Origin of the sequence: Nonomuraea sp. NPDC003709 (genome assembly GCF_040610775.1) — a bacterium.
Taxonomy (GTDB): Bacteria; Actinomycetota; Actinomycetes; order Streptosporangiales; family Streptosporangiaceae; genus Nonomuraea; species Nonomuraea angiospora_A.
Genome location: NZ_JBEXMW010000007.1, coordinates 178,497 through 203,930 on the forward strand (window position 1 = coordinate 178,497; position 25,434 = coordinate 203,930).

The 25,434-nt window shown below is 70.6% G+C and carries 27 protein-coding genes; 14 read left to right on the forward strand and 13 right to left on the reverse strand.

Features of this window, described 5'->3' with window-relative positions; translation table 11 throughout:
- Positions 1-53: 53 nt before the first annotated feature.
- The 4 genes from ABZX61_RS22635 to ychF all read right to left on the reverse strand — a co-directional run bounded on the left by ABZX61_RS22635 (position 54) and on the right by ychF (position 3,345).
- A complete protein-coding gene (locus ABZX61_RS22635; RefSeq protein WP_225963718.1) occupies positions 54-329 on the reverse strand; it encodes a hypothetical protein in 276 nt (91 codons plus the stop codon).
- A 51-nt stretch (positions 330-380) separates the two neighbouring features.
- Entirely contained in the window at positions 381-1,100 is a 720-nt protein-coding gene (locus ABZX61_RS22640) for a conjugal transfer protein (RefSeq protein WP_355197296.1), read from the reverse strand.
- A gap of 623 nt (positions 1,101-1,723) precedes the next feature.
- Complete coding sequence (locus tag ABZX61_RS22645; protein ID WP_350725620.1) at positions 1,724-2,056, reverse strand: hypothetical protein; 333 nt, start codon at positions 2,054-2,056, stop codon at positions 1,724-1,726.
- A gap of 212 nt (positions 2,057-2,268) precedes the next feature.
- Positions 2,269-3,345, reverse strand: a complete 1,077-nt coding sequence (gene ychF, locus ABZX61_RS22650) for a redox-regulated ATPase YchF (RefSeq protein ID WP_350725621.1) — start codon at positions 3,343-3,345, stop codon at positions 2,269-2,271.
- A gap of 69 nt (positions 3,346-3,414) precedes the next feature.
- Between ychF and rmuC the strand changes: the two genes are divergently transcribed.
- Entirely contained in the window at positions 3,415-4,680 is a 1,266-nt protein-coding gene (rmuC, locus tag ABZX61_RS22655; RefSeq protein ID WP_355197829.1) for a DNA recombination protein RmuC, read from the forward strand.
- Between the two features lie 15 nt (positions 4,681-4,695).
- Positions 4,696-5,202, forward strand: a complete 507-nt coding sequence (locus ABZX61_RS22660) for a DUF6542 domain-containing protein (RefSeq protein ID WP_355197299.1) — start codon at positions 4,696-4,698, stop codon at positions 5,200-5,202.
- Here ABZX61_RS22660 and ABZX61_RS22665 read toward each other — a convergent pair.
- Positions 5,199-6,164, reverse strand: a complete 966-nt coding sequence (locus tag ABZX61_RS22665) for a 4-hydroxy-3-methylbut-2-enyl diphosphate reductase (protein ID WP_350725625.1) — start codon at positions 6,162-6,164, stop codon at positions 5,199-5,201. The genes ABZX61_RS22660 and ABZX61_RS22665 overlap by 4 nt on opposite strands.
- A 100-nt stretch (positions 6,165-6,264) precedes the next feature.
- Between ABZX61_RS22665 and ABZX61_RS22670 the strand changes: the two genes are divergently transcribed.
- From ABZX61_RS22670 to ABZX61_RS22685, 4 genes are read left to right on the forward strand one after another with little or no spacing between them, the layout of a single operon-like run.
- The gene (locus ABZX61_RS22670) at positions 6,265-7,359 is read left to right on the forward strand and encodes a hypothetical protein (RefSeq protein ID WP_355197301.1); all 1,095 of its coding nucleotides are present in this window, start codon (positions 6,265-6,267) and stop codon (positions 7,357-7,359) included.
- Positions 7,360-7,386: 27 nt separating this feature from the next.
- Positions 7,387-8,610: an exodeoxyribonuclease VII large subunit gene (xseA, locus tag ABZX61_RS22675; RefSeq protein ID WP_350725628.1), complete on the forward strand. Its 1,224-nt coding sequence runs from the start codon at positions 7,387-7,389 to the stop codon at positions 8,608-8,610.
- A gap of 25 nt (positions 8,611-8,635) precedes the next feature.
- Positions 8,636-8,992: a VOC family protein gene (locus ABZX61_RS22680; protein WP_350725630.1), complete on the forward strand. Its 357-nt coding sequence runs from the start codon at positions 8,636-8,638 to the stop codon at positions 8,990-8,992.
- Positions 8,993-9,002: 10 nt separating this feature from the next.
- Positions 9,003-9,599, forward strand: a complete 597-nt coding sequence (locus ABZX61_RS22685; protein WP_355197304.1) for an MBL fold metallo-hydrolase — start codon at positions 9,003-9,005, stop codon at positions 9,597-9,599.
- A gap of 14 nt (positions 9,600-9,613) precedes the next feature.
- On the opposite strand, the gene ABZX61_RS22690 is transcribed toward ABZX61_RS22685, so the two are convergent.
- Genes ABZX61_RS22690 through ABZX61_RS22700 form a run of 3 tightly spaced genes read right to left on the reverse strand, consistent with a single transcriptional unit; the run spans position 9,614 to position 11,051 of the window.
- A complete protein-coding gene (locus tag ABZX61_RS22690; protein WP_350725634.1) occupies positions 9,614-9,883 on the reverse strand; it encodes an exodeoxyribonuclease VII small subunit in 270 nt (89 codons plus the stop codon).
- 20 nt (positions 9,884-9,903) lie between these two features.
- Complete coding sequence (locus ABZX61_RS22695) at positions 9,904-10,431, reverse strand: DUF4245 domain-containing protein (RefSeq protein ID WP_350725635.1); 528 nt, start codon at positions 10,429-10,431, stop codon at positions 9,904-9,906.
- An 11-nt stretch (positions 10,432-10,442) separates the two neighbouring features.
- A complete protein-coding gene (locus ABZX61_RS22700; RefSeq protein WP_350725637.1) occupies positions 10,443-11,051 on the reverse strand; it encodes a TetR/AcrR family transcriptional regulator in 609 nt (202 codons plus the stop codon).
- Positions 11,052-11,291: 240 nt separating this feature from the next.
- Here ABZX61_RS22700 and glpX point away from each other — a divergent pair, with 240 nt between their 5' ends.
- On the forward strand, positions 11,292-12,326 hold the full coding sequence (gene glpX / locus ABZX61_RS22705) for a class II fructose-bisphosphatase (protein WP_355197306.1): 1,035 nt from the start codon (positions 11,292-11,294) through the stop codon (positions 12,324-12,326).
- 4 nt (positions 12,327-12,330) lie between these two features.
- On the opposite strand, the gene ABZX61_RS22710 is transcribed toward glpX, so the two are convergent.
- Positions 12,331-12,981, reverse strand: coding sequence for a DUF1707 domain-containing protein (locus ABZX61_RS22710; protein ID WP_350725641.1), 651 nt, complete (start codon positions 12,979-12,981; stop codon positions 12,331-12,333).
- A 74-nt stretch (positions 12,982-13,055) separates the two neighbouring features.
- Positions 13,056-13,607: a TetR/AcrR family transcriptional regulator gene (locus ABZX61_RS22715; protein WP_355197308.1), complete on the reverse strand. Its 552-nt coding sequence runs from the start codon at positions 13,605-13,607 to the stop codon at positions 13,056-13,058.
- A 74-nt stretch (positions 13,608-13,681) separates the two neighbouring features.
- Here ABZX61_RS22715 and ABZX61_RS22720 point away from each other — a divergent pair, with 74 nt between their 5' ends.
- The 3 genes from ABZX61_RS22720 to ABZX61_RS22730 are packed head-to-tail and all read left to right on the forward strand — an operon-like array spanning position 13,682 to position 16,373.
- Complete coding sequence (locus tag ABZX61_RS22720) at positions 13,682-14,401, forward strand: SDR family oxidoreductase (RefSeq protein WP_355197310.1); 720 nt, start codon at positions 13,682-13,684, stop codon at positions 14,399-14,401.
- A 52-nt stretch (positions 14,402-14,453) separates the two neighbouring features.
- Positions 14,454-15,161 carry a DUF998 domain-containing protein gene (locus ABZX61_RS22725; RefSeq protein WP_355197312.1) on the forward strand — a complete coding sequence of 236 codons (708 nt, stop codon included), beginning with the start codon at positions 14,454-14,456 and terminating at the stop codon, positions 15,159-15,161.
- A 39-nt stretch (positions 15,162-15,200) separates the two neighbouring features.
- A complete protein-coding gene (locus ABZX61_RS22730; RefSeq protein WP_350725648.1) occupies positions 15,201-16,373 on the forward strand; it encodes an MFS transporter in 1,173 nt (390 codons plus the stop codon).
- Positions 16,374-16,379: 6 nt separating this feature from the next.
- On the opposite strand, the gene ABZX61_RS22735 is transcribed toward ABZX61_RS22730, so the two are convergent.
- Together ABZX61_RS22735 and ABZX61_RS22740 are read right to left on the reverse strand one after the other, a co-directional pair.
- Complete coding sequence (locus ABZX61_RS22735) at positions 16,380-17,318, reverse strand: Gfo/Idh/MocA family oxidoreductase (RefSeq protein WP_355197314.1); 939 nt, start codon at positions 17,316-17,318, stop codon at positions 16,380-16,382.
- 49 nt (positions 17,319-17,367) lie between these two features.
- Positions 17,368-18,774 (reverse strand): PLP-dependent aminotransferase family protein, encoded by a 1,407-nt coding sequence (locus ABZX61_RS22740; protein ID WP_355197316.1) that lies wholly within the window; start codon positions 18,772-18,774, stop codon positions 17,368-17,370.
- Between the two features lie 68 nt (positions 18,775-18,842).
- On the opposite strand from ABZX61_RS22740, the gene ABZX61_RS22745 reads away from it, so the two are divergent.
- Both ABZX61_RS22745 and ABZX61_RS22750 read left to right on the forward strand, forming a co-directional pair.
- Positions 18,843-19,721, forward strand: coding sequence for a DMT family transporter (locus ABZX61_RS22745; RefSeq protein WP_350725654.1), 879 nt, complete (start codon positions 18,843-18,845; stop codon positions 19,719-19,721).
- A 26-nt stretch (positions 19,722-19,747) separates the two neighbouring features.
- The gene (locus ABZX61_RS22750; RefSeq protein ID WP_350725656.1) at positions 19,748-21,400 is read left to right on the forward strand and encodes a fumarate hydratase; all 1,653 of its coding nucleotides are present in this window, start codon (positions 19,748-19,750) and stop codon (positions 21,398-21,400) included.
- Between the two features lie 204 nt (positions 21,401-21,604).
- On the opposite strand, the gene ABZX61_RS22755 is transcribed toward ABZX61_RS22750, so the two are convergent.
- Positions 21,605-21,793, reverse strand: a complete 189-nt coding sequence (locus tag ABZX61_RS22755; protein WP_350725658.1) for a DUF5999 family protein — start codon at positions 21,791-21,793, stop codon at positions 21,605-21,607.
- A 747-nt stretch (positions 21,794-22,540) separates the two neighbouring features.
- On the opposite strand from ABZX61_RS22755, the gene ABZX61_RS22760 reads away from it, so the two are divergent.
- Positions 22,541-23,650, forward strand: a complete 1,110-nt coding sequence (locus ABZX61_RS22760; RefSeq protein WP_350725660.1) for a serine/threonine-protein kinase — start codon at positions 22,541-22,543, stop codon at positions 23,648-23,650.
- Between the two features lie 35 nt (positions 23,651-23,685).
- Entirely contained in the window at positions 23,686-25,401 is a 1,716-nt protein-coding gene (locus ABZX61_RS22765; protein ID WP_355197319.1) for a serine/threonine-protein kinase, read from the forward strand.
- Positions 25,402-25,434: the final 33 nt, after the last annotated feature.

The window sequence follows — 25,434 nt, forward strand, 5'->3', positions numbered from 1 at the left end:
GGTCCTCCTCTCCACCCGCTCGTACATGACCGCCGCGGAGCGGTCTCAACCCTTTACTTGATGCCCAGAGCGCCCGCGATCGCCTTCGCCGTCACCTCGATGATGTTGGGAACGTAGAAGATCACGCCGATGGCCACAGCCAGTATCAGGAACTGCACGAAACGTGTGATCTCGCGGGTGAAGAGGAAGAAGAGCGCGACCACCGAGACGACGACGAGGAACAGCGGGGCGAAGAACCCGCGCAGGAAGTTGGCGAGACCTCCGGTGTCCGGGCCGGTCGCCGGGGGCGTCGGCGTCAGTTCGATCAGGTGGAGCAGAACGGTCTTCAGGGTCACTTCTTGTCCTCCCGGGGGGTACCGATGAGCGGCGTGGCCGTGCCTCTATCCAATGACCCGGCCGGCGCCGCGAATGTCGGCGACGAACCACTTGTCGCCCTGCTTCTCGACGGTCAGCCGGTAGGCCATCTCCAGCGTGCCGCCCACAGCCGCGGGATCGGTGGCGTCGGGGGTGGCGGGTGTCTCGCTGTTCGGCACGACCCACACCACGACCGCCTGGATCTCTCGGGTGGCACCCCCCACAGGCACCACGACCTTCTTCAGCTCCCTGAACGTGAACGTGCCGCCGAAGCTCGGCAGAGTCCGGCCCGCGGCGACGTAACGCTGCAGCCCGGCCGCGTCGCCGGAGGCGTAGTCGGTGAAGAAACCCTTCAGTTGCTCTTTGAGCTCGCTCGCGGTGGCCTCGTCGGTCTCCGGCGCGGCGACCTGCGGCACGTCGGCCGGGCCCGGGGCGGGCAGCACCGCGGGACGGCCGACCACGGCGAACCTGCCGCCGGCCTCGTCGCCCGAGTAGTAGAGCGGGACCGACAGCATCAACCTGCGCGGGCCTGACTGGAAGGCCACGCTGACCAGGGCGTTGTGGGCGTCGCTCGCCTCGATGTCGTACGGCTGGATGGCGACGGCCGCGAACTTGCCGTAGCCGTCCCAGCCCATTTGCGGATCCATGCCCTCGGCCAGGAAAGCGCCCAGCTTGCGCGACCTGCTCGCGGCGTCGTCCGGGCTGAAATTGAGATAGACCCCGGCGAACTGGGCGGCGAAAGCCATGCCCCGGTCGGCCGGAAAACCATGGTGAGCAGGCGCAACGCTATTGGGCGTCGCGCTCGTTTGTTGGGTAAATCGCTCAAATGGGGCACGAACCCCATTCACGACGACAACCACGATAACTGCCCAGAGAATGACACGGCCGGTCCATACGAGCCACCGCCCGCCTCCGCCCGACCAGCCGCCGCGCCGCGGCCTGCGAGGCGGCGGCGCGTCGAAGTCAGCCGTGTCAAGGCGCGCGGAAAGCTCGGGGTCGCCAGCGATCCGAGGATCGTGCTGGACGGTAGACCTACGAGCCATCACGCCTCCGCTCGCGCCGATCCCCCCGGCTGGCGCGGTGTCGTCCGTTGCCGATCCCCATCATCCGCGGTGAAGTAGTCACCCTATCCGGTCTCCGCCATTGTTCCAGGAAAGCCACGCCCATGCTGCGGCATGACCGTCCTGACGGCAAACCGGGTCGGTGGGCAGGCCTCATTGCCGATTCCTGAGACTTCCCGGTGGAAACAGCTTTTGACCAGCCCAGATACCTAAATTGGCATAGCGCGACAGCCACGGATTCCTGTCCTACCGGGCATGGACTCTCGCCAGGCGGATTCGGTATGGATCGCGGAGCGGAGTCAGGGCCGTCAGGCGGGCTCCGGATCCTGGGTGGGGCGCGGCTGACGCCTGCTGTGCAGGTCCACGACCGTCTGCTGGGCCGACCGGTCCAGGGACACGACCGTCGGCTGCACCGCCCGCTCCAGGGAGCCGCGCAGGTCCGCCAGCATCTCGGCGGCGTCCCGCTCGCGCATCCGCGTCGCCATCTCGTTGCGCTCGTCGACCTTCCTGCGGAGGTACGCCTCGCGGTTGACGCGCAGGCCGTACATGAGCTCGACCCTGATCAGGGCGAGCTCCTCCTCAAGGCTGATGCCGGCCAGAGTGGGCGTGGGACGTCGTTTCCGGATGATGCGGCGGATCATTGAGGGCCTCCCGAGTCAGCGTGAACGCCGTGACGATTCGACGCGCGGGGGCCCAAAGTGGTTGACGCATCAGTTGTCCCGGCATCAGACGTCCTACCGATTCCCGGGATGAGACGTCTGAGGGGGCATCGCCGCCGTCACCATCGGTAACGTACCGTAACGAACGGCGGCTTTCCGTGATTTCCCACGGGACACCCCGGCCCGGGCCGTGCTCAGACGTTGAAGCGGAACTCCACCACGTCGCCGTCGCGCATGATGTATTCCTTGCCCTCGACGCGGGCCTTGCCCGCCGCGCGGGCGTTGGCGATGGAGCCGACCTCGACCAGGTCGTCGAAGGAGACGACCTCGGCCTTGATGAAGCCGCGCTGGAAGTCGGTGTGGATCACGCCGGCCGCCTCGGGCGCGGTGGCGCCCTTGGGGATCGTCCAGGCCCTGGTCTCCTTCGGCCCGGCCGTGAGGTACGTCTGCAGGCCGAGCGTGTCGAAGCCGACCCTGGCGAGCTGCCGCAGCCCCGACTCCTCCTGGCCGACCGACTGGAGGAGCTCCAGCGCCTCCTCCTCGTCGAGCTCGACCAGCTCCGACTCGATCTTGGCGTCCATGAAGACCGCCTCGGCGGGCGCGACCAGCGTGGCCAGCTGCTCCCGGAGCGCGGAGTCGCCCAGCTCGTCGGCGTCGAGGTTGAACACGTACAGGAACGGCTTGGCCGTCAGCAGGTGGAGCTCGCGCAGCTCCTCGCGGTCGAGACCGCTCTCGAAGATGGTCTTGCCGGTCTCCAGGACGCTCAGCGCGGCCTCGGCGGCCTCCAGCGCGGACTTCTTGTCCTTGTTGTTGCGCGCCTCCTTCTGCAGGCGCGGGATGGCCTTCTCGACCGTCTGCAGGTCGGCCATGATCAGCTCGGTGTTGATGGTCTCGATGTCGCGCTTGGGCGAGATGTCGCCGTCCACGTGCGTGACGTCGGGGTCGCTGAAGACGCGGACCACCTGGCAGATCGCGTCGGTGTCGCGGATGTTGGCGAGGAACTGGTTGCCCCTGCCCTGCCCCTCCGAGGCCCCCTTGACCAGGCCCGCGACGTCGACGAACTCGACCTTGGCGGGCAGGATGCGGGCCGAGCTGAAGATCTCGGCCAGCTTGGGCAGCCGGTCGTCGGGCACGCCCACGATGCCCACGTTGGGCTCGATGGTGGCGAACGGGTAGTTCGCGGCGAGCGCGTTGCCGGACTTCGTCAGCGCGTTGAAGAGCGTGGACTTGCCGACGTTGGGCAGACCGACGATACCGATTGAGAGACTCACGGAGCCTAAGTTTACGTGCTGAGCGTAACGAGCGTGTCGGGTCGGATCGGCGCGCCGGAGTCCTGCATCATCGATCATGTGGATGTCGTCTCGCTTCTCGTAGGTCTGGCCGCCGGGCTCGTCATCGGGTTCCTGGTGGCCAGGACGCGGGCCGCGGTGCGGGTGGCCGAGGCGGACGCGCGGGCCAAGTCGGCCGCCGACAAGCTGGTCTACGTCGAGGAGCAGCTCGCCGAGCGCTTCCAGGCCCTGTCCACGCGCGCCCTCGACGTCAACAACATCCGCTTCCTCGAGCTGGCCGAGACCAGGCTGGCCGCCAGCCGCGCCGAGGCCACGGGCGATCTGGACCAGCGCAAGCAGGCCGTCGAGCACCTGGTGGAGCCGCTGAAGGACGCGCTCGCCCGCGTCGAGTCGCAGCTGCGCGACACCGAGTCCGGCCAGCGCGCGGCGCGCGCCGAGCTGGTCAAGCAGATGGAGTTCGTACGGCAGAGCAACGAGCAGCTGCGCTCCCAGACCACGGCCCTGGTCAGGGCCCTGCAGCGGCCCGAGGCGCGGGGCAGGTGGGGCGAGCTCCAGCTGCGCAGGGTCGCCGAGATCGCCGGCATGCAGCACCACTGCGACTTCGACGAGCAGGTCACCGAGGGCCCCATGCGCCCCGACATGGTCGTCAGGCTCGCCGGCGGCAAGAACATCGTGGTCGACTCCAAAGTCTCGCTGGCGGCCTATCTGGAGGCCGCCGAGGCGTCCGACGAGAGCCTCGCCACGGTCCGGCTCGACGCTCACGCCCGGCATGTCCGCGAGCACATCGACCGGCTGGCGGCCAAGTCCTACTGGCAGGGGTTCAACCCGTCGCCGGAGTTCGTGGTGCTGTTCATCCCGGGCGAGGCGTTCCTGGCCCCGGCGCTGGAGCGCGATCCCGGGCTGCTGGAATACGCGATGACGCGGCGGGTCCACATCGCCACGCCGACGACGCTGATCACGATGCTGCGCACCGCGCACTACGCCTGGCAGCAGGCCGCGCTGAGCGAGAACGCGCGGGCGGTGTTCGAGCTGGGCAAGGAGCTGTACGAACGGCTCTCGTCCCTCGGCAGGAACGTCGACTCGCTCGGCAGGGCGCTGACGCGGGCCGTGGAGGCGTACAACAAGTCGGTCGGATCGCTCGAAAGCCGCGTCCTGGTCACCGCGCGCAAGCTGCACGATCTGGGCGTCGTGGACGGCGATCTCGACTCTCCTGAGATGCTCGAAGGCCTGCCCAGACCCCTGGCATCCCCCGAACTGCTGGAAACCTCGCCTCTGCTTTCCCACTCGAACGGTAAGTTGGCCAACGGGTCGCAATAAATCGGGGGTGGGGCATTGGGTGAGAAGAGGCGTTCCGCGGTCAGGCTGACCGCTCGCGGCGCCATCGCGCTCGCCCTGGTCGCCACCTTGGCGGGCTACGTGCTGGCGACCCTGCTCGACATCCAGTACGTCGTGGGCGCGACCTTCGTGCTGGCGAGCCTGCTGGGCGTGCTCCTGGTCAACCGGCGCGAGCTGCTGTCGCTGGTGGTGACGCCGCCGCTGGTGTTCTTCTGCGCCACGCTCTTCGTCGAGCTGGGGCGCGCGTTCGGCTCGGTGTCCATCGTGCAGTCGCTGGCGCTGGGGCTCTACACGTCGCTGACGCAGGGCGCACCGTGGCTGTTCGCGGGCTCGGCCGTCGTGCTGGGCGTCGCGTGGCGGCGCGGGCTCCGCGACAACGTACGCGAGCTGCGGGAGGAGCTGAAGGCGGGCGCGGAGATGCCGCGCCCGCGCCAGCCGTTCGTGCCCGAGCCGGAGGGCTACTTCGAGCCCAAGGTCTACGGGACGCCGCGCGGGGACGACTAGGAGACCCGCAGGTCCTTGCGCAGCTCGTGGGGCAGGGCGAAGCGCATGCTCTCCTGCACCGACTCGACCTGGGTCACGTCGTCGAACCCATGCTTGGCCAGCCGCGCCAGCACCTCGTCGACCAGCTCCTCCGGAACGGACGCGCCGCTGGTCACGCCGACCGTGGTGACGCCCTCGAGCCACTCGTCGCGGATGAAGGTGGCGTTGTCGACGAGGTAAGAAGCCTCGGCCCCGTAGTCCTTGGCCACCTCGACCAGGCGCTTGGAGTTGGAGGAGTTTTCCGAGCCGACCACGATGACCAGCTGCGCCTCGGCGGCGATCTCCTTGACCGCGACCTGCCGGTTTTGCGTGGCGTAGCAGATGTCGTCGCTCGGCGGGTCGATCAGCGTGGGGAAGCGCTCCTTGAGCCGGGTGACCGTCTCGGTGGTCTCGTCGACCGACAGCGTGGTCTGCGACAGCCAGACCAGCTTGCTCGGATCCTTGACCTGGACTTTGTCGACCGCGTCGAGCCCGTCCACGAGCTGGATGTGGTCGGGGGCCTCACCGGAGGTGCCCTCGACCTCCTCGTGACCCTCGTGCCCGATCAGGAGGATGTCGTAGTCCTGGCTCGCGAACCGCCTGGCCTCGTTGTGCACCTTGGTGACCAGCGGGCAGGTGGCGTCGATGGTGCGCAGGCTGCGCCGGCGCGCTTCGTCGTGCACCGCCGGAGACACCCCGTGGGCCGAGAACACCACGATCTCGCCCTCGGGCACCTCCTCGGTCTCGTCGACGAAGATGGCGCCCCTGGCCTCCAGAGTCTTGACGACGTGGGTGTTGTGAACGATCTGCTTGCGTACGTAGATCGGCGCACCGTACTGCTCCAGGGCCTTCTCGACCGCTACCACGGCTCGATCGACTCCGGCACAGTAGCCGCGTGGCTTGGCTACGAGTACTCGGCGGGAAGTGGGGGTCTGCGGCTCCATACTTTCTATGCTACGTGGAGCGGCCATCAGGCCTGCGCGTGCGTGGTTGCCCGCGGTTTGCCAAACTGGCCGTCCATTACTGACCTCCCAGGGAGACGTCATGTCCCTCAGCGACGTGATACGCAACATCGCCAAGACCGTCACCAACAAGGACGAGCTGAAGGAGAAGGCCAAGGACCTTCCGCTCCTGTTCATCCAGACCACGCTCAGCGCGGCCGGGCAGGCCCTGCTGGTCGTCGACCGGGTGAAGAACTCCATCAAGGGCCTTGGCAACAAGGAGGAAGAGGAGTCACACGACTCGCGTCCCTCCGCCGCCGAGCAGGTGGCCGCGGCTCCGGCCGCGGAGGAGGAGAAGCCGGCCCGCAAGGAGCCGGTGATCTTCGCGCCGCGGCCCAGCGCCGCCGAGCCCAACGGTGTCGCCAAGACCAAGCCCGACCCCGTCATCTTCGCTCCGGCGGGCAAGTCCGAGTCGGCGGCCACCGCCAACCCCGAGACCGCCCCCGCCGCCGAGCCCAAGCCCGCCGCGGCGGAGGCGCCCAAGCCCGTGGTCACGGAGGAGCCCGCCGCGACCCCGAAGGCCGCCGAGCCCGCGGTCGCGGAGAAGCCCGCCGAGCCCGAGCCCAAGGCCACCGTCACGGACGAGCCCGCCGAGGTCGCCGAGCCGAAGGCCGCCGCTGTGGAGGCCGAGCCGAAGGCGGCAGTCGCGGAGGAGATCGAGCCCAAGGCCGCCGTCGCGGAGGCCGAGCCCAAGGCCGCCGTCGTGGAGGCCGAGCCCAAGGCCGCCGTCGCGGAGGAAGCCGTCAAGGAAGAGGTCGTCAAGGACGAGGCCGCCAAGGTGGAGGCTGTCGCGGAGGAGGCCGTCGAGGCCAAGCCGAAGCGCACCCGCAGGACCACCAAGAAGCCCGCCGCGGCCCCCGAGGCGACCGTGGCCCCGGAGCCCGCGGCCGCGCCGGAGCCCGCCCGTGCCCCCGAGCCCGCCGCCGCGCCCGAGCCGGTCGCCGCCGCCCCCGTGGACCTGGCCGAGCCGCTGCCCGGCTACTCCGAGCTCACCGTCGCATCCCTGCGTGCCAGGATGCGTGGCAAGACCGCCGAGCAGATCAGCGACTTCCTCACTTTCGAGAAGGCCACGAAGTCCCGGCCCGAGGTGATCAAGATGTTCGAGAACCGCCTGGCGAAGCTGCAGGCCGGAGAGTAGGTCGTACCGACCCCGTAGTCTTCCGGCATGAGCGAGAAGACCTCACCCGAGGCTCCCCTGCCGATCCGTACGGTCCTGCAGATGGTGGGCGGTTGGATCGGCAGACTCGGCACGGTCTGGGTCGAGGGCCAGATCACCGACCTGAGCGCTCGTGGCGGCACGGTCTTCATGACCCTGCGCGACCCGGTCGCCAACGTGTCGGCCAAGGTCACCACCCCGCGCGGGGTCTACGAGGCCGCCGTGCCGAGGCCGGCCGACGGCGCCAGGGTCGTGATGCAGGTCAAGCCCGACTTCTGGGTCAACAGGGGCTCGTTCGCCTTCACCGCGCTGGAGATCCGCCCGGTCGGCGTGGGCGAGCTGCTGGCCCGGCTGGAGCGGCTCAGGCAGTTGCTGGCCACCGAGGGGCTGTTCAACGCCGACCGGAAGCGGCGGCTGCCGTTCCTGCCCGGCACGATCGGGCTCATCTGCGGCCGCGACTCCGCGGCCGAGCGCGACGTGCTGGAAAACTCCCGCAGGCGCTGGCCGGCCGTGCGGTTCAAGGTCGAGGAGGTGGCCGTCCAGGGGCCCTACGCGGTGGGCGAGGTGACCGAGGCGCTGCGCAAGCTCGACGCCGACTCCTCGGTCGACGTGATCGTCATCGCCCGCGGCGGCGGCTCTCTGGAGGACCTCCTGCCGTTCTCCGACGAGACACTCGTACGCTCGGTGGCCGCCTGCCGCACCCCCGTGGTGAGCGCGATCGGCCACGAGCAGGACAGCCCGCTGCTCGACCTGGTGGCCGACGTGCGCGCGTCCACCCCGACCGACGCGGCCAAGAAGGTCGTGCCCGACGTCGGCGAGCAGCTCTCGATGGTGCGCCAGCTCCGCGACCGGGGCCGCAGGGTGGTGAGCGGCTGGCTCGACCGCGAGATGTCCTGGCTGACGTCGGTGCGCTCGCGCCCCTCGCTGGCCGACCCGGTGCGCGAGCTGGAGCGCCGGGCCGAGCAGGTCGAGTCGCTGCGCGACCGGACCAGGCGCTCGCTGTCCGGCTCGCTCGACCGGGCCTCCGACGACCTGACCCACCTGCGGGCCCGCCTGATCACGCTGTCCCCCGCGGCCACGCTGGAGCGCGGCTACGCCATCGTCCAGCACCCGTCGGGCGAGGTCGTACGCCTGGCCAAGGACGTCTCCCCCGGCTCGCTGCTGACGATCCGCCTGAGCGACGACCGCCTGACCGTGCGCGCGGAGGAGCCGGACGAAACCGCGGACACGTGAGCGATCCGGGGTCTACGTTCGGCACATGAGAGGACTCGTGCAGGTCGCCCAGCACGCCGATGACCTCGACAGGGCCACCGCCTTCTACCGCGACGTGCTGGGCCTGCGGCACATCGCCACCTACCGGCCGCCCGGCCTGGCCTTCTTCGACCTCGACGGCGTCCGCCTGCTGATCGAGCAAGGCGCGCCCTCCACGGTGCTCTACCTGGCCTCCGAAGACCTGGAGGCGGACGTGGCCCGGCTGCGTTCGCACGGCGTGGCGATGGTCGAGGAGCCGCATCTGATCTTCACCGACGACGGCACGTTCGGCGCACGGGGCCGGGAGATCCGGATGGCCGCGTTCAGGGACTCCGAGGGGAACCTGCTCTGCCTGATGACCTAGCGTGGGGGGTGTGAAGCTAACAAAGTTCACGCATGCCTGCGTAAGGCTGGAGCTCGACGGCCGCGTGCTGGTCATCGACCCGGGGATCTGGAGCGAGCCGTCCGCGCTGGACGGGGCCGACGCGGTGCTCGTCACCCACGAACACAGCGATCACGTGGACGTGCTACGGCTGCTCGGGGCCGGGGTACCGGTGTTCGCGCCGGCGGGGGCGGGGCTGGACGGGCTGCCGTACACGCCGGTGAGCGCCGGCGAGGAGTTCTCGGCGGCGGGCTTCCGGGTGCGGGCGCACGGCGGGCGGCACGCGCTGATCTACGGCGGCCTGCCGGACTGCCCGAACCTCGGCTATCTGGTCGACGGCGTGCTCTACCACCCGGGCGACTCGGTGCACGTGCCGGACGAGCCGGTGGAGACGCTGCTGGTGCCGCTGCAGGGGTCGTGGCTGAAGACCGTCGAGGCGATCGACTTCGTACGGGCGGTGGGGCCACGGCGGGCGTACGGGATCCACGACGCGCAGCTCAACGATCGCGGGCTGAGCACCACCAACGCCTGGCTGGCGAGGACGACCGACCACGGCTACCGCTGGCTGGCCCCCCGCGAGACCGCTTGACCCCTCCAGGGGCGTCAGAAGGGGGCGTCGTCGGAGTTGCCCCCCGAGGGCTCGGAGCGGCGCGCCATGGCGGCGGCGAGCTTGACCCTGGCCCCCTGGAGCCACTCCTCGCAGACCGCAGCCAGCTTCTCGCCGCGCTCCCACAGCTCGATGGACTGCTCCAGGGTGAGCCCGCCGGTCTCCAGCCGGCGCACCACCTCGGTCAGCTCCTCGCGGGCCTGCTCGTATGAGGGTGCCTTCTCGTCTCCTGCCACGACCACCACCCTAGACGGGGCGACCGACATCCGCAGACCAGGCGGCCCTGTCAGCCCTTGGGGCGCTGCTGCAGGACGGAGGCGAGTTCGGCGAGCTCCGGCCAGTCGGCGGTGCCGGAGATCACGAGCGTCACCTCCGGCAGCACGCGGACGAGCGAGCGCTGCTTCTTGTCCTCGCGGAAGCGCTGCTCCCACTGCACCCCGTCCACCTGCTGCGTGCCGACGGCCTTGTCGGAGTTGGCCATGCGGCTGGCGAACCCGGCCGCCGGCTGCTCGTTGCTCTGCGTGAACATCGCGTGCTCGCGCTTGGCGGTGGCGTAGCCGAGGAAGAGGACCTGGGCGCCGTTCTCACCCTTGGCGATCTTGTTGCTGTTGGGGATCCAGCCCGCCGGGTCCTTCTGCGGCGCCCACACGCCGTACGGCACCGAGTGGCCGAAGTTGGCGACGGTGATCGAGTATTCGAGCCGCGGTATGTGCTGCTCCCGGCTCTGCGGGGCGACCAGCAGGAACAGCCCGACCGCCGCGAGGCAGACGAACAGCGCTACCGCGTAACCGTAGAAACCCTGGGTGAACCGCACACTTGGCGAGGTTACCCGTTGGAGGAGGCGGTCGCCGACGTGGCCGGGTGGATCTGGCCGATGATCGCCAGCACCTCCTCGGCCAGGCCGCGATCACCCGTGCGGACGACCTCGGACACGGCTGCGGCCAGAGCGCCCGTGACGACGACGACCAGCGCGCTCTCGTCCTCGAACAGCGCCGCGTTGAGCTGCGCCCACTTGCGCAGCCGGTCGCGCATGACCACGTCGAAGCCGGGCGGCCCGTCGCCGCGCAGGAACAGGTCGGCCAGCTCCCGCTCCTCCAGGCACCCGTCGAGGTAGGCGCGGGCGGCGCTGATGAACACGCGCATCGGGTCGCTCTCGCCGGCGGCGCGGGCCGAGCGGGCGGCCTGCTTCGTCCGCTGGGTCTGCCTGGCCTGGAACTCCTCGAACAGCGTCAGGTAGAGGTCGGCCTTGCCGGAGAAGTGGTGGTAGAGGCTGCCCACGCTGGCGTCGGCCCTGGCCACCACGTCGGTCACGCCCGCCTCGGCGAACCCGTTGGAGACGAAGACCTCCCTCGCGGCGGCGAGCAGCGAGCTGCGGGTGGCGGCGCCGCGCTCGGACGTCCGCGGCTGGGCGGCCACGTTTTCCACTTCGCTCATGCGATCTCCTCCAGGCTCCATGGTGGAGGCAAGATCTTTGGCGCGCACAGCGTATGGCGCAAAATCCGTTCTCCGTGATGGCAGGGCAACCCTGTCGAAGCTTACCGATGTCACCCCCGACCCGCCCCTGCTGCGAGGAAGCGGTCATCTCGGGCAGGAGATGGGCAGATTATCCGCCTCTGGGCGGGAAGAGGGGGACAACTACGATCGACGTAGATTCCCCTTAGGAGGCTGCCCATCATGTCCGATCAGACATCCGTACCGCCCGCGCTCGCCACGGGCGAGCACGCCCCCGACCGCAACCTGGCATTGGAACTGGTGCGCGTCACGGAGGCGGCCGCGATGGCGGCGGCCCGGTGGGTCGGCCGGGGCGACAAGAACGGCGCCGACGGCGCGGCGGTGAACGCCATGCGCCAGCTGATCAACACGGTTTCTATGAACGGCGTGGTGGTCATCGGCGAGGGCGAGAAGGACCACGCCCCGATGCTGTTCAACGGGGAGCAGGTGGGCGACGGCAGCGGCCCCGACTGCGACGTGGCCGTGGACCCCATCGACGGCACCCGGCTGACGGCTTTGGGCATGCCGGACGCGGTGTCGGTGATCGCGGTGAGCGAGCGCGGCTCTATGTACGACCCGTCGGCCGTGTTCTACATGGAGAAGCTGGTCACGGGCCCCGAGGCGGCCGACGTGGTCGACATCGAGGCCCCCGTGTCCGCGAACATCAACGCGGTCGCCAGGGCCAAGCACTGCTCGCCCTCCGACGTGACCGTGGTCGTGCTGGACCGGCCCAGGCACGAGGGGCTGGTCAAGGAGATCCGCGAGGCGGGCGCGCGGATCAAGTTCATCACGGACGGCGACGTGGCCGGCGCGATCATGGCGGCCCGCGGGGGCACCGGCATCGACCTGCTGCTGGGCATCGGCGGCACGCCCGAGGGCATCGTGGCCGCGTGCGCGCTCAAGTGCCTGGGCGGCGTGATCCAGGGCAAGCTCTGGCCGCGCGACGACGCCGAGCGTTCCAAGGCCGTGAACGCCGGGCACGACCTCGACCAGGTGCTCACGACGAACGACCTGGTCAAGTCCGACGACGTGTTCTTCGCGGCGACCGGCATCACGCACGGTGAGCTCATGCAGGGCGTACGGTTCCGCGCCGGCGCGGCGGTGACGGAGTCGCTGGTGATGCGCGGCCGGTCGGGCACCATCCGCAAGATCGAGAGCGAGCACCAGCTCTGGAAGCTGCGCGCGTACAGCGCGATCAACTTCTACACGGCCGGCTGAGGACTCAGCGGCGGCGCTTGCGGCGGGGTGGCTCCTTGACCTTCACGTCTCCCGCGAAGTTCGTGGTGCGCACCTCGACGACGGGCGCGCCGGGCTCGGTCGGCTGCTTGGTCAGCCGTACGGACTTGCCCTTGGCGACCCTGATCACCTCGAGCCCCTCCGGCACGTGGATCTCCAGCCCGCCGAAGACGAGGGTGGCGTTGATGATGATCTGCCGGTTCTGCAGGATCGCGTCGCGGAAGTCCAGCTTGGTGGTGCCGAACATGGCCGTCACGTCCAGCTCGGCGGGCACGACCCAGCGCCCGCCGCGCTGCTCCTGCTTGAAGATGGCCGACACGGGGCGGCCGTCCAGGTTGAGCGGCTGCTGGTCGGCGGGTAGCAGGTCCTCGGTGAGCGCGGCCAGCTCGCCCAGCGTGCGCGCGGAGTAGAGCACGCCGAGCCGTTCCTCGAGCTCGTCGAGGGTGATCCGGCCGTCGGCGTGCGCGTCCTGCAGCACCTGGGCGATGCGTTCGCGATCGGCGTCGGACGCGCGGAGCTCGTGGGGCTGCGGCGCGTCGCTCGCCGCGTGCGGCCGCCGGGCCGACACCCACTCCTCGGCCAGCCGCTCTCCGACTTCCTGCAGCTTCGGCAGCCACGATTGCGCGCGTTCGTTCACACATCCGACGATAACCGGCGCTCGCGATAATCGCTCGTGCCAAATCAGCAGATGCGCTCCGTAAGTCGCAAGAATCAGTTGATGCGCGCCAGAAGTCCGGCGATTTCCTCGGCCAGTTCCTGATTCACTTCGGCGTGGCGGTTGAGCAGCCGGTACCACATCGCGCCGAAGACGAGATCGACGGCCAGTTCCAGGTCCACGTCATCCGGCACGGCGCCGCGCGCCAGGACCGCGCGCAGGGCGGCGCGGCGGGGCTCGATGAGCTTCGCCCGCAGCTCGGCGGCCAGCTCCGCGTCGGACTGGGCGTCGGCCATCAGCCCCACGACGACCTGCCCCGCGACCCCCCGCGCCAGCGCGAACGTCTGCTCCAGGAACGTCACCAGATCGGCCCGCGCGTCCCCGGTGTCCGGCAGCCCCTGCACCTCCTCGGCCAGGACGTCGGTCAGGGCCTCCAGCAGGACCTGCGCCCTGGTCTGCCACCAGCGGTAGACGGTCTGCCTGCCGCTGCCCGCGATCTGGGCGATGCCCTTCATGGTCACGTTCTGGTATCCGTCGCGGGCGCACAGGTCGAGGGCCGCCCGGAGGATCGCCTTCCTGGCCGCTTCGCTGCGTGGTCTGCCAACCATGCGCCCACTTTACAAGACACGGTGCCTCGTTTTATATTCGAGGCAAGATGTCTCGTAATGAGAGGACGACGAAGATGCGAGTAGTGATCGTCGGCGGCACGTCCGGCATCGGTCTGGCGGCGGCGGCCCGGCTGGCCGCGGGCGGCGCCGAGGTGGTCGTCACGGGCCGCTCGGAGGAGCGTCTGCGTTCGGCGTTGAAGCAGCTCGGCGACCAGGCGCGGGGCCCAGTGAGTGGGCAGGTCGTGGACGCGCGCGACACCGGGGCGATGCGGGCGCTGTTCGAGGGGCTGGGCACCGTCGACCACCTGATCGTCACCGTGACGGGCCGCGGCGGCGCGGGCCCGCTGAGCTCGCTGACCAGCGAGGGGTTGACCGAGGCGGTGCGGAACAAGCTGGTCCCGCACCTGCTGACCGCACAGGCCGCGCTGGACGTGCTCAACCCGGAGGGCTCGATCACCTTCGTGACCGCGGCCTCGGCCGGCGCGGCCCTGCCCGGCATCGCCACGCTGGCGGCGGTGAACGGGGCGATCGAGGCCGCGGTGCCCGGCCTGGCCGTCGAGCTGGCCCCCATCAGGGTGAACGCGGTCTCCCCCGGCGTGATCGACACCGACTGGTGGTCGGAGATCGGCGACGAGGCGCGGGCCGCGTTCATGGAGGGCGCCGCCGAGAGCCTGCCGGTCCGGCGCGTGGGCCGGCCCGAGGACGTGGCGGCCACGATCGAGTACGTGGTGCGCAACGCGTACACGACCGGCATCGTCCTGACCGTCGACGGAGGGGCGCGGCTCAAGGCCTGAGGAATCCCAGGCCCTTCCACGCCGTTGATCCCGGCAAAAGGGAGGTGTGTGCGTGCATCAACCGGCGCGATGGGGTCTCGGTGTGGCGGGCGCGGGCATAGTGGTCATCCTGGGCCTGGAGCTGACCAGCCTCGACGAGATGAACCCGATCAGGCGGACCATCAGCGAGCACGGCCTCGGCCCCGACGGCTGGATCTTCGGGCTGGCGGTGGGGCTGCTCGCGGTCGGATCGGCGGCCATCGGGGTGTCGCTGGCACGCCAGCGGCTGGCGGGGGTCTTCGGCACCGTCGCGCTCATGGGGTGGAGCGTGGGGCTGTTCATGACGGCGTGGTTCGAGAAGCACGACTGGTCGGTCGGCCCGAGCCTGAGCGGGAGCGTCCACCGGGTGGGCAGCTTCATCGCCTTCCTCAGCCTGCCGCTGGCCGCGGTGATCATCGCCAGGCCCTGGCGGCACCGCGAGCGGTCGCGGGCCACGCTGGTGGCCTTCGGGCTCGGGATCTGCTCGGTGCTGTGGGTGGCGGGCATCGCGGCGGCCATGTTCATCGGGGCGCGCAACGGGCTGGCGTGGTGGCGCGTCATGCCGCTCGGCCTGGTGGAGCGCGGGATGGCCGTCACGGAGGTGGGCGCCCTGCTCGCGCTCGGCGTCTGGGCCGCCGCCAAGCGGCTGGACACGACGGAGCAAACCGGACGCCTGCTCGAAAAGCAGGTCGATGCCAGGGTCTGTGGGCTGGCGGAACGGAGTGGCGGGCCGCTAACCTGACCCAGCCTCACGTTTGATTCCCCCCATCAGGAGGCCGTCGTGCCGTCCTCGCGTGATCGTCAGGCCCGCATCGCCACGTACGTCGTCTATGCCGTACAGGGCCTGTCCTTCGCCTCGCTGCTCGTCCAGGTCGCGAACCTGCAGGCCAAGCACGGCCTCGACGAGGGCGCGCTGACACTCCTGCTGCTGATCGTGCCCGTGTTCGCGGGGGTCGGCAGCGTGGCGGCGGGCACGTTCGCCGCCCGGTTCGGCAGCAGGCTGCTCCTGCGCGTCGCCCAGCCCGTGGTCGCGCTCGCCGTGGTGCTCGTCGGGCTCGCGCCCAGCGTGCCGCTGCTGGTGCCGGTGCTCCTGGTGTTCGGCGTGGCGTTGGGCGCGGTGGACGCGGGCATGAACATGCAGGGCGTGGCGGTCGAGCGCAGGTACGGCGTGCAGGTCCTGAACGGCTTCCACTGCCTGTGGAGCGTGTTCAGCATGCTCGCGGCTGGATGGGCGTCGGTGGCCGCCACCCTGCCGCTCCCGGTGATCATGTCGGTCCCGATGGTGTTCGCGCTGGCGGGCTCGCTCGTGTTCGGACGCGGTCTGTGCTCGCCGGAGGAGGAGAAGGTCGAGGACGCCCCCGCCGACGCCGCCGCGGGCGGATTCCCCTGGCGGCCGATCATCCCGCTCTGCCTGGCCATGGGGTTCCTGTACATCGGCGACTCCGCCGTGTCGAGCTTCAACACCCTGTTCATGAAGAACGTGCTCTCGGCGGGTCCGCAGGTGGTCCCGCTGGCCTACGCCGCGTACCAGGCGACCACGCTGGCCGTCCGGCTCGGCGGCGACCTCGCGGTCCGGCGGTACGGGCCCGCGGCCATCGTCAGGATCGGCGGCCTGATCGCCACCCTGGGCTTCCTCGGCGTCGTCGCGGCCCCGACCCAGCCGCTGGCCATCGTCGCGTTCGGCCTGACCGGGGTGGGGCTGTCGGTGGTGGCGCCGCAGTCGTTCTCGGCGGCGGGCAAGCTCGACCCGGCCGGGACCGGGGTGGCCATCGCCCGGGTGAACCTCTTCAACTACATCGGCTTCGTCGTGGGCACGGCCCTCGTGGGCGGGATCGCGGACGCGGCGGGCCTGCGGTGGGCGTTCGCCGCGCCGCTCGTGCTGGCCGCCGTCATCATCGCCCTCGCCCCGGGCTTCGAGCCCAGGCGCCAGACCCCCAACCCCTCCGCCGCCTGAGCGGCCTCACCGCCGCACTTCGGCGACCTCGACGGTACGGCGCTCGCGGAGCGACAGATCGGCGGCCTCGGCCACGTACAGCGCCTCCAGGGCGTCCTCGATCGTGCAGAGGCTCTGCTCGCTGGTCAGGAAGCCGTCGATCTCGTTGCGGTAGGCGGTCTCGAAGCGGGTGACGAAATCGGGCCAGGGATCTTGCGGACTCGGCGTGCCCTCGGCCGAGTGCAGCGGGGCGCGCGGGCTCAGGCCGACGGCCTGGGTGCGCCTGGTGCCGGCCAGCTCCATGCGCACGTCGTACCCGCCGCCGTTGTAGCGGGAGCCCTGCAGGGTGGCCAGCGTGCCGTCGTCCAGGGTGAGCAGCGCGGCGCTGTTGTCGACGTCGCCCGCCTCCGCGAAGAACGCGGCGCCGCGGTTGGCCCCGGTCGCGTACACGGAGGTCACCTCGCGGCCGGTCACCCAGCGCAGGATGTCGAAGTCGTGGATGTGGCAGTCGCGGAAGATGCCGCCGGAGGTCGCGATGTACGCGGCGGGCGGCGGCGCGGGATCGGCGGTGATCAGGTGAACGCGGTGCAGCTCCCCCAGCTCACCGGCGCGCAGCGCGACCGCCGCCGCCGCGTAACCGGGGTCGAACCTGCGCTGGAACCCGATCTGCACCCGGTTGCCCGCGCTCGCCTCCAGCACCTTGACGGTCTCGTCCACGGTGCCCGCGACCGGCTTCTCGCAGAAGACCGGGATGCCCTTCTCGCACGCCTTGACGATGAGCTCGGCGTGGGTGCCGGTCGGGGTCGCGATGACCACGGCGTCCGACTCGAACGGGTCCCCCGGCCTGCCGTACGGCGACGTGCGCACGGGATCGGCCACGATCAGCTCGTCCACCAGCGGATGCGCGGCCAGGGTCGCGGCGTGAAAAGCTCCGATTCTGCCCAGACCCAGCAGTCCCACACGCATGACGCCTCCAATCAGGACCAGGCTTTCTTTCTAAGCGAGCCCTTCTGCCTCAGTCAACATTTTGTCCTGACATTCTGACCTTCAAGCCTCGTACAGCGTCCAGCGCCTTGTGCGCCGGCAGTCGCGCGAACCCCACCACCACGGCCGCGGGCCCCGCCGACTCGCGCATCGGCCCCACGGGCTCGGCGGACAGGCCGAGCTCCTGCCCGACGCGCGCGGCCCTCAGCTCGTCCCAGCCGGCCGGCAGCTCCAGGTAGACGTGCAGGCCCGCGTCGATGCCCTTGACCCGCACCTCCGGCAGCTCCTCGGCCAGCGCCCTGACCAGGGCGTCCCTGCGGCGGCGGTATTCGCGGCGCATCCTGCGCAGGTGCTTGTCGTAGCCGCCGGTACGCAGGAAGTGCGCCAGCGCGTACTGCTCGACGACCGGCGAGCCCAGGTCCAGCTCGCCCCGCGCCCGGCGGACGGCCTCCGCCAGGTCGGGAGGCGCGGCCACCCAGCCGAGCCGCAGCCCCGGCGCCAGGGCCTTGCTGACGCTGCCCGAGAGGACCACCCGGTCGGGGGCCAGGCCCTGGAGGCAGCCGACGGGGTCGCGGTCGAAGCGGAACTCGGCGTCGTAGTCGTCCTCCAGGATCACCCGGTTGCCCGCGTACGCCCACTCCATGAGGGCGGCCCGGCGCGGCGGCGAGAGCACCACGCCGGTCGGATACTGGTGCGCCGGGGTGACGAGGACGGCGTCGCCGCTCAGTTTCCGCACGTCCAGGCCTTCCTCGTCCACGGGCACCGGCACCAGGTGCGCGCCCGCCCGCCGCAGCAGGGGGGCCTGGCGGTGGCTCGTCGGGTCCTCGACGGCGAGCCGGATCGGCCGCTGCCGGCTCAGCACGTGCAGCACCAGGCTCAGGCCCTGCGCCACGCCGCCGACGATGACGAGATTCTGGGGGCGCACGTCCGCCGCCCTGACCCGCCGGAGATAGCCGGCCAGCTCTTCTCGCAGCTCAGGCACCCCGCCAGGGTCCCCGTAATCGAAGGCTTCCGAGGGTACGGTGGTCAGGACGTGCCTGACGGCGGCGAGCCAGCGCTCGCGGGGGAAGTGGCTGAGGTCAGGAGAGGTGGGGCGATGACCGTAGTACGGCGCGCACACGGGGGCGCTCGACGCGCGGCGCACCGGCTTGGGCCGGGGAGGCGTCTTCTGCCGCGGGGCGGCCCGGGGTGCGGTCTTGGGGGTGACCTGGGTGCCGACGCCCACCCGGGAGACCAGGAAGCCCTCGGCGACGAGCTGCTCGTACGCCTCCACCACCACGCCTCTGGAGACCTGGAGGTCGGTGGCGAGGTCGCGGGTCGCGGGCAGGCGGGTGCCCGGCGTCAGCCGGCCGCCCCTGATGGAGTCGCGCAGCTCGGAGGCGATCTGCCCGGCGATTCCCCCCTTATCGCGATTTATCTGGATATGGAGGTCAGCCATATTGGTCCTGTCTTCTGGCGGGACATTGGACTGTTTACGCGAACCATTGTCTCTCTAGCATCCTTCGCATGAGAAACGGCATCGTGGGTGCGGCCTCGGCCATGTTCCTCGTCGGGACGCTGGCCGGGGTGTCGGGACTGGTGGACGGCTATCCCATATACGGCGGACAGGCCGTTCGGTATCTCGTGGCGTCGGTCATCCTGCTTGTCATAACGCGAGCGCTCGGCCTGCGGTTCGTCCGCCTCACGCCGCGCGAGCTGCTCTGCCTCGCCGGGCTCACCCTGTTCGGCCTGGTCATCTTCAACGTCTGCGTGATCGAGTCGACCAGCGCCGCCGGACCGGCCCTGGTCGGGACCGTGCTCGGCACCGTGCCACTGGCCCTCGCGCTGGCCGGCGGGCGGCCCGCGCCGCGGCTGCTGGCCGGGGCCTGCGTGGTGGTGGCCGGGGCGACGCTGGCCACGGGGCTCGGCAGCGGCAACCTGACCGGCCTGCTGTGGGCGCTGGGAGCGCTCGTGGGCGAGGTGTGCTTCTCCATGCTGGCCATTCCGCTGCTGCCGCGGCTGGGGGCGATCAGGGTGTCGGCCTACTCGACGGCGCTGGCCGTGCCGCTGCTGGCCGTGATCGGGCTGGCGCACGAGGGCGCCGGGATGTTCCGGCCGCCTACGTGGGCGGAGGCGCTCGGGTTCGCGTACCTGGCGACCGTGGTCACCGTGGTGGCGTTCTTCCTCTGGTACAGCTCGCTGCCCAAGCTGGGCCCCGGCCGGGCCGGGCTCTTCGCGGGGATCATCCCGGTCGGCGCGATCGTGACGGGGGCGGTGCTCGGCGTGGCGATGCCGACCGCGTACGACCTGCTGGGCGCGGGCCTGGTGATCGCCGGCATCCTGGTCGGCCTGACCGCCGGACGGTCGCAGGCGGTCAGCGAAGTGGGATCTCCCGGAGGCGCGTAATCTCTTGGGGGACCGAAAGGATGGACATGGGCGAGTTCGACTACACCGACCTGCTGCCGCTGGGAGCCGATGAGACCGAGTATCGGCTGATCACGTCGGAGGGGGTGCGGAAGGTCGAGGCGGCCGGGCGTACGTTCCTCGAGGTCGAGCCGGAGGCGCTGCGGCTGCTGACCGAGACGGCCATCCACGACATCTCCCACTTCCTGCGGGCCTCGCACCTCGCCCAGCTCCGGAAGATCGTCGACGACCCCGAGTCGAGCGGCAACGACCGCTTCGTGGCGCTCGACCTGCTCAAGAACGCCTCCATCTCCGCCGGTGGCGTCCTGCCCATGTGCCAGGACACCGGCACCGCGATCGTCATGGGCAAGCGCGGGCGTCACGTGCTGACCGACGGGCTCGACTCCGAGCACATCTCCCGGGGCGTGTACGACGCGTACACCAAGCTCAACCTGCGTTACTCGCAGATGGCGCCCCTGAACATGTGGGACGAGAAGAACACCGGCAACAACCTCCCCGCCCAGATCGAGCTGTACGCCGAGGACCCGCACGGCCACCCGGACGAGTACAAGCTGCTGTTCATGGCCAAGGGCGGCGGCTCGGCCAACAAGTCGTTCCTGTACCAGGAGACCAAGGCCGTGCTCAACGAGAAGCGCATGATGGCCTTCCTGGAGGAGAAGATCCGCTCGCTCGGCACCGCGGCCTGCCCGCCGTACCACCTGGCCGTCGTGGTGGGCGGCACCTCCGCCGAGTACGCGCTGAAGACCGCCAAGTACGCCAGCGCCCGCTACCTCGACTCGATCCCCACGGAGGGGTCGGCGTCCGGGCACGGGTTCCGCGACCTGGAGATGGAGGCCAAGGTCTTCGAGCTGACGCAGAAGCTGGGGATCGGGGCGCAGTTCGGCGGCAAGTACTTCTGCCACGACGTACGCGTCATCCGCCTGCCCCGGCACGGGGCCTCCTGCCCGGTGGCCATCGCGGTCTCCTGCTCGGCCGACCGCCAGGCGCTGGCCAAGATCACCCCTGAGGGCGTCTTCCTCGAGAAGCTGGAGACGGACCCGGCGCGGTTCCTTCCGGAGACGACGGACGAGCACCTCTCGGACGACGTCGTCCAGATCAACCTCAACCGCCCCATGCCCGAGATCCTCGCCGAGCTCACGAAATACCCCGTCAAGACCCGCCTCTCCCTGACCGGTCCCCTCGTGGTCGCCCGCGACATCGCCCACGCCAAGATCGCCGAGCTGCTCGACAACGGCGGCGAGATGCCTCAATACCTGAAGGACCACGCCGTCTACTACGCCGGGCCGGCCAAGACCCCTTCGGGGTACGCGTCGGGCTCGTTCGGGCCGACGACCGCCGGGCGGATGGACTCGTACGTGGGGCGCTTCCAGGCGGCCGGCGGCTCCATGGTCATGCTGGCCAAGGGCAACCGGTCGAAGCAGGTCACGGAGGCCTGCCAGCAGCACGGCGGGTTCTACCTCGGCTCCATCGGCGGGCCCGCGGCCCGGCTGGCGCAGGACTGCATCAAGAAGGTCGAGGTGCTGGAATATCCCGAGCTGGGGATGGAGGCGGTGTGGAAGATCGAGGTCGTGGACTTCCCGGCGTTCATCGTGGTGGACGACAAGGGCGACGACTTCTTCACCGACCGCACCGGCCCCGTGCTGACGATCGGCCGCCGCTGACCGCCTGATCCCTTGAGGCTCCACCCACCGGCGCGGCCGACCGCCGGTGGGGCGGGGCCATGGCGGCGGACGGGCGAGCCAGGCGCGAGAGTCGCCGGCCCCGGGGGGCGGTGTCACCCCGGAAGGCCGGGTCGCCGGGGAGGCGGTGGGCTGAGGGTGGCGGCGAGTGAGCCGGATGCGCCCCTGGCGCGGGCGAGGTGCGGCTCAGGCGGCCACCGGGGCCCGGTGCGGCGCCACGACGGTGCCGTCGGGCAGCAGCAGACCGGTGTCGTCGAACAGCACGACGCCGTTGCAGAGCAGGCTCCAGCCCTGGTCGGGGTGGGCCGCGATCACGTGTGAGGCCTCACGGTCGGGTGAGTCGGCACTCGGGCAAGCGGGGTAGTGACAGCACATCGCGCACCTCTCAGATTGCGCTCCTGATTCATGGCTTTCAAAAGGGCAGCTTGCGCCCCGACGGCGTGCGAAGGTCCAGAGCGATCCCGCTCGGTTTCTTCGGCCGGGTGCGAACCTGGGTCTGGCGCATCTTCATCACGTCCCTCAACGACCTGTCGTTAGTGGTGGAACCTTGGTGTTCGCCCTCATTCTGACGCCGGGCACCGACACTTTGCGGGCCTGTGGGAGAACTCCCTCTCTCATGGCTGTACCATGCCCCCGCCCCCTTACGGGACCCTTACAACTCGCTGACAGGGCCCCTCAGTTCCTGTCCGTCAGCCTGCCGTACACCTGAAAGTCCCCTGCCTTGCATCATGCACATTTAACGGGCCCGCGAGTGTGCCGCACGACACACATCGCCGCCGAGCTGCGCAAACGCGTTCAGGAAAGCCGGTACGGCAGGCCCGTGCGGGCCGTGGGTAAGGCCGTCCGCGAGGCGGGACCAATCTGACTCCCTCGACATTGCCAAGAGACGGCAGGACCCCGCGGCCACGCCTCGCCGGCGCCGGCCCGGGAACCTCCCCGGCCACCCTCTGTATCGGAACGCGCGCCCGGACTGCGCCGAGAATCTGCGGGGCCTCATCAACTGGGCCGATCTGGCCAGGAGGTTTGCTGACGTCACGAGTCAGGCGGGTTGACTTAAGTTCGCAACAATTTATCGGCCGCGCCTCTACTGGTCGGTTTACACAAATAGGTAAGCTGCCAGGCATGCGTGCGCCCTCCGGTTACCTACTCGCCGCGCGCTACCGGCTTATGGAGCCGGTCGGACGCGGCGGCATGGGCACCGTTTGGCGGGCACATGACGAGTTGCTCGACCGCGACGTGGCGGTCAAGGAAGTGCGCCTGCCCAATGTGCTCGACGAGGAGCTGCGTGCCGAGCTGTGCGCGCGCACCGAGCGCGAGGGCCGGGCGACCGCGATGGTCGCGCACCCCTCGGTCATCACCGTCTTCGACGTGGTCACCGAGGACGACCGGCCGTGGATCGTGATGGAGCTGCTGCGGGCCAAGTCCCTGGAGCAGCTCATCCAGGAGCAGGGACCGCTCCACCCGCGCAGGGCCGCCGAGATCGGCCGGCAGATCCTCGGGGCGCTGCGCGCTGTGCACGCCAAGGGGATCCTCCACCGCGACGTCAAGCCGAGCAACGTGCTGGTGACCGAGGACCGCGCGGTGCTCACCGACTTCGGTCTGGCCGCACTGGAAGGTGACGTTTCCATCACCCAGGCGGGCATCGTCCTGGGGTCCGCGGGATACATCGCTCCAGAGCGGGTGCTGGGCTCGAAGGCCAGCCCGGCGGGCGATCTGTGGTCGCTCGGCGCGACCCTCTACACCGCCGTCGAGGGTAGGGGCCTGCACGGGCGCCGTACGGCCGCCGCCGCGCTCGCGGCGCTGACCAGTGGCGAGCCGATCCCGATGACCAAGGCCGGGCCGCTGGCCCCCGTGCTTGACGCGCTGCTCAGGATCGACCCCGCGACCAGGCTCGACTCCGTACGGGCCTCGCTCATGCTGGCCAGGGTGGCCGCCGGAGGCTCGGCCGAGGAGCCGCTGGCCCCGCGCAAGCCCGTACGTTCCGGGCCGACCATCAACCCGCCGTCTTTCACACGCAGGCCCACGCATCGTGGGCTTCACAGGGCCGACGTCTCCACGACAGCGCTGTCTGTCCCGGTGCCCAGGCAGGAGCGCAAGCCCGGTGAGGGCGTGCACAGGAAGCGCGTCGAAGCGCGGCCGACGCCGTCCGCTTATGCCCGTTTCAAAGCGACGGTGATAAAGTTGTGCCTTCCTCGGCGGTTCTGGCCAAGAGAACTTCGCAAGCGAGGGTAAAGCACTTCCCAAGCGAGAATCGATATCTTCTTCTCATGCCGGAACAGCAGACACGCCTGCTCGCGGAGCGCTACGAGCTCATAGCCCCGCTCGGCCGGGGCACGATGGGCACCGTGTGGCGCGCCCGCGACCGCGCGCTCGGGCGCGAGGTGGCGGTCAAGGAAATCCGCCAGGACCCGGGACTCACCGACGACCAGCGGGCCGAGCTGCGCGAACGCATGGTCCGCGAGGGCCGCATCGCCGCGCGGATCAACCATCCCTCGGTGGCGTCCATCCACGACGTCCTGATCCAGGACGACAGCCCGTGGATCATCATGGAGCTCATCGAGGCCCGATCGCTGGAGCAGGTGATCGACGAGGAGGGGCCGCTGCCACCACGGCTCGTGGCGGAGATCGGCGTGGACCTGCTCGGGGCGCTGCGCGCCGCGCACGCCCAGGGGATCACCCACCGCGACGTCAAGCCGGGCAACGTGCTCATCACCGAGAGCGGGCGCGTGGTGCTCACCGACTTCGGCATCGCCAAGGCCGAGGGCGACTCGCGGCTGACGAAAACGGGCATGGTGATCGGTTCGCCCGGCTACACGGCCCCGGAACGTGCCAGGGGCGAGTACACCGGCCCCGAGTCGGATATCTGGTCGCTCGGGGCGACGCTCTACTTCGCCGTCGAGGGGCGCCCGGCGTACGAGCGGGCCACGATCGCGGAGACGCTGGCGGCGCTGCTCACCGAGAGCGCCGACCCGCCCACGCAGGCAGGTCAGCTGCGGCCCGTGCTGAACGGGCTGCTGAACAAGGACTACCGGCAGCGCCTCAACGCTGCCAAGGCGGAGACCCTGCTGCGCATGGTCGCCGACACCCCCACGAGCGACATGCCGGCGATCACGGCTGAGGCTCTCATGGCGCAGGAGGCCGCTTTGCCCGACCCGTTCGCCGGCAAGAACCCAGCCCAGAAGGATCCGGCCCAGCAGAATCCGGGCCAGGCCCAGACGAACCCTGTGCAGAAGCCCCCGGTCCCCCAGGCCGGCCCTGCGCCGTACGGGCCCGGAGGCGCGGGCGCTCCCGGCGGCCAGCCGCCCTGGGGCCCGGGTCCCGCCGGCCGAGGCCAGGGTCCAGGTCCAGGCCAGGGTCCGGGCGCGCAGGCGCCCAGGGGGCCCGTCGGCGCGCCAGGCGGCCCGGTGCCCGGTGGCCCGGTGCCCGGCGGCCAGGTGCCCGGTGGCCCGGGCCGGGGGCCGGCGTCGGGGCCGCACGGGCCGATGACGAGCCCCGGCACGCCCACCGTTCCGCGCAACGCCGCGCCTCAGCGCCAGCCGCAATCCGGCCCTCAAGGAGCCGCAGCCTCTCCTGAAGCGGGGTTCGACCCCGAGCGGACGGTCAGCGTCCAGCGTCCCAAGGGCCCGTTCCCGCCGGCTCCGGAGCAGAGCAGGCCGCCGCAGGGGCCCGGCGACGAGGGCGCGGTCGTCACCACGCGCATCCAGCTCCCGCCCGCGCCCGGCCAGCAGGTCTATCCGCCCACCACGCCGCCCGCGGGCCGCCAGCCCGCCCCCCGGCAACCGGGCCCCCAGCAGCCGCCGCCCCCGCCTGGGGGCCAGCAGGTCCCGCGGCAGGGCAAGGGCCTGGGGACCGACCTGTTCGCCATCGCCGGGCAGCCGGAGCAGCCCTCGGGCAACCGCAACGGCATGCTGGTGCTCATGGCGGTGGCCGCCGCGGCCGCCGTGGTGATCGCCGTACTCATCGTCGCGCTCTTCTCCAGCTGACCCGCGCCGCGGCCGTAAGGCGGTCGTGGGTCA